Origin of the sequence: Pseudomonas sp. RW407, from assembly GCF_003176655.1 — a bacterium.
Lineage (GTDB): Bacteria > Pseudomonadota > Gammaproteobacteria > Pseudomonadales > Pseudomonadaceae > Pseudomonas > Pseudomonas delhiensis.
In genome coordinates this window covers 918,263-921,514 of record NZ_QGSL01000091.1, presented here as the reverse complement: position 1 = coordinate 921,514, position 3,252 = coordinate 918,263, and the positions used below count along the sequence as shown (strand labels likewise).

The following is a 3,252-nucleotide window of genomic DNA, read 5'->3' as shown; positions in this document are numbered from 1 at the left end:
CCCGCAAGCGGGAGAGGGGACCGTCCGGCGTGGTGGGAAACCACGAAGCTACCGGACTCCCCGTAGGGCGCATAACGCCTACGGCGTTATCCGCCGAATCGCGGACAGAGTCCGCTCCTACGGTTCCAGGAAGCACAGCCGTAGGAGCGGACTCCGTCCGCGATTGAACTCCCAGGCCGCGCTGGGCCCTCCGGGAGCCCCGGCAAACGATTGGCAAGATCCGTGGGCTACCTGGCATTGCCGCCACACCCCGCCAGGCGCACACTCCCGGCAAACCCCGGGAGCCATCCGCCATGCCCGCCACCCGCCGCATCGCCAGCCTGATCTACCCCGACGTGATGAGCCTGGACGTCACCGGCCCGCTGCAGGTGTTCGCCTCGGCCAACGTCGAGCGCCAGCGCCAGGGCCTGCCGGCGCCTTACCAGCTCCTGGTGCTGGGCGAGGACGAAGGCCCGGTGGCCACCTCCGCCGGCCTGCGTATCTGCGCCGACGCCGCCTGGGGCGACACGGATGCCGCCGGGCTCGACACCCTGCTGGTGCCCGGCGGCCTGGGCGTGGAGGCACAGTGCGCCAATGCCGCGCTGCTAGCCTGGCTGCGCGTCGCCGAGGGCCAGGTGCGGCGCCTCGGCTCGGTGTGCTCCGGCGCCCTGTTGCTGGCCGCCGCCGGGGTGCTCGACGGGCGCACCGCCACCACCCACTGGGCCGACGTCGATACCCTGCGCGCGTGCCACCCCGCGGTCCAGGTGCAGGGCGACCGCCTGCACACCTACGATCCCAGCCGCCGCGACGGCGACGACCACGTGTTCACTTCCGCCGGAGTCACCGCCGGCATCGACCTGGCCCTGGCGCTGGTGGAGGCCGACCTCGGCCGCCCGTTGGCCCTGGCCGTGGCCCGGCGCCTGGTGATGTTCCTCAGGCGCCCCGGCGGCCAGGCGCAGTTCAGCGCCTGGCTGACCCCGGAGCCGGTGCGCGCGCCGCGCCTGGCCGCGCTGCTGGAGTGGATCCCGGCCAACCTCGGCGCCGACCTGTCGCTGGAAGCCCTGGCCGGGCAGGCCTGCATGAGCCCGCGCACCCTCTCGCGGGTGTTCATCGGCGAGCTGGGCGTGGCGCCGGGGCGCTACGTCGAGAAGGTCCGCCTGGAAGCCGCCCGCGCCCTGCTGCAGGACGCCCGGGCGTCGATCGCCACCGTGGCGCGGCTGTGCGGCTTCGGCCACCCGGAGAACCTGCGGCGCACCTTCCACAAGCACCTGGCGGTGAGCCCCCAGGAATACGCCGAACGCTTCGGCCAGCACGCCGACGCCTGATCCCCAGCCAGAAGGACCTCGCCATGCTCGAACTGCGCCCCACCTGCGAATGCTGCGACCGCGAGCTGCCCGGCGACAGCCCGGACGCGCGCATCTGCACCTTCGAATGCACCTTCTGCCGCGACTGCGCCGAAGGCGTGCTCGGCGGCCAATGCCCGAACTGCGGCGGCGAGCTGCTGCAACGGCCGCGCCGCCCGGCCGACGCGCTGCTGCGCCATCCGGCCTCGACGCTGCGGGTGCTCAAGCCCGGCGGCTGCCAGGGTTGAGGGCGCGGACATGCTGCTACTGCGCAACGGCGCGCTGCGCCTGCTGTTCCTCGGCCAGGCGCTGTACTGGTCCTGCTCGCTGATCGGCATCACCCTGACCTCGCTGATCGGTGCGCAACTGGCGCCACTCAACAGCCTGGCCACCCTGCCCCTGGCCCTGCTGGTGCTGGGCAACCTGCTGGCGGTGCAGCCGCTATCGCTGTTCATGCAGCGCCACGGCCGCCGCCCCGGGCTGATGCTGGGCGCCGCCGGCGGCGTGCTCGGCGGGCTGGCCTGCGCCCTGGGCGTGCAGCTCGGCTCGTTCGCCCTGCTGTGCCTGGGCGCCTTGCCCATCGGCGCCTACCAGGCCTCGGCCATGTACTATCGCTTCGCCGCGCTGGAGGCGGTGGGCGAGGCCGAGAAGGGCCGCGCCAGCGCCTACGTGATCGGCGGCGGCGTGCTGGCCGCGCTGCTGGCGCCCAGCCTGGCGCTGTGGGCCCGGCAGGCGCTGCCCACGCCCTTCGTCGGCGCCTACCTGGCCATCGCCGCACTGGCGCTCGCGGGCCTGCTGCTGATGGCGCGGCTGCGCGAAGGCGCCGCGCCGCGCCCGCCCCATGGCGGCCTGGCGGCGATGCGCGCGCTGCTCGGCCGGCCGCTGGTGCGCGCGGCCATGGCCTGCACCGCCGCCGGCCACGGGCTGATGATCCTGATCATGAACGCCACGCCGCTGGCCATGCAGTTCTGCGGGCTGTCGCTGGAAAGCTCGGCGAGCGTGATCCAGTGGCACATCCTCGGCATGTTCCTCCCGGCCTTCGTCGCCGGCCCGCTGGTGGACCTCCTGGGCAGCCGCCGCGTGGCCCTGCTCGGCATCGCCCTGCTGGCGGCCAGCGCCGGCGTGGCCCTGGCCGGGCTGGACCATGGCCACTTCCTGGCCAGCTCGCTGCTGCTGGGCATGGGCTGGAACCTGATGCTGGTGGCCGGCACCACCCTGCTCGGCGAGGGCCATGGCGCGGAGGAACGCGGCCAGGCGCAGGGGCTGATGGAACAGGGCAACAGCCTGATGGCGGCGCTGATGTCGTTCAGCTCCGGCGCGCTCATCACCAGCCTGGGCTGGAGCGCGGTGAACCTGCTGGTGTGGCCGGTGCTGGCATTCGCCCTGGCGCTGCTGTGGCCGGCGCGCAAACGGCAGCCGGCCAGCGCCTGAGCCACGGTATTCCTCCCCCCGTAGGAGCGGACCTTGTCCGCGATAGCCGGCCATCCCGGCGCGATTCGCGGATGAGATCCGCTCCTACGCTGCCCCACCCGCGCCATTCCATGTAGGAGCGCGCCCTGCGCGCGAATCGCGGGCAGGGCCCGCTCCTACAGGTCGCCGGGAGCCACGGTATTCCTCCCCCGGAGCGGACCTTGTCCGCGATAGCCGGCCATCCCGGCGCGATTCGCGGATGAGATCCGCTCCTACGCTGCCCCCACCCGCGCCATTCCCATTGTAGGAGCGCGCCCTGCGCGCGAATCGCGGGCACGTACAGGCAAGCTTGCTCGCGAACAAACGCGGTGCCATGCGGTTCGCGAGCAAGAACTAGGCGTCCCCCTCGCTCCTACGAAGAGCACGGCCGCGGGGGCTTTTGTAGGATGGGTTGAGCGAAGCGATACCCATCACCGCGACCGCGTGCAACACTGCCACGCGCACAAAAAAGCCGCCCCGA

At 72.8% G+C, this 3,252-nt stretch carries 3 protein-coding genes; all 3 read left to right on the top strand.

The features are described from left to right. Nucleotides 1-293: 293 nt before the first annotated feature. Genes DK254_RS16615 through DK254_RS16605 form a run of 3 tightly spaced genes read left to right on the top strand, consistent with a single transcriptional unit; the run spans nucleotide 294 to nucleotide 2,753 of the window. Nucleotides 294-1,304, top strand: a complete 1,011-nt coding sequence (locus DK254_RS16615; protein ID WP_109934628.1) for a GlxA family transcriptional regulator — start codon at nucleotides 294-296, stop codon at nucleotides 1,302-1,304. Nucleotides 1,305-1,327: 23 nt separating this feature from the next. Then, nucleotides 1,328-1,570, top strand: coding sequence for a DUF1272 domain-containing protein (locus DK254_RS16610; RefSeq protein ID WP_109934627.1), 243 nt, complete (start codon nucleotides 1,328-1,330; stop codon nucleotides 1,568-1,570). 13 nt (nucleotides 1,571-1,583) lie between these two features. Beyond that, complete coding sequence (locus DK254_RS16605) at nucleotides 1,584-2,753, top strand: MFS transporter (protein ID WP_109934694.1); 1,170 nt, start codon at nucleotides 1,584-1,586, stop codon at nucleotides 2,751-2,753. The last annotated feature ends 499 nt before the right edge of the window (nucleotides 2,754-3,252 follow it).

Coding starts and splice junctions, on each gene's coding strand:
- DK254_RS16615 (WP_109934628.1), top strand. CDS start 294: ATGCCCGCCACCCGCCGCATCGCCAGCCTGATCTACCCCGACGTGATG.
- DK254_RS16610 (WP_109934627.1), top strand. CDS start 1,328: ATGCTCGAACTGCGCCCCACCTGCGAATGCTGCGACCGCGAGCTGCCC.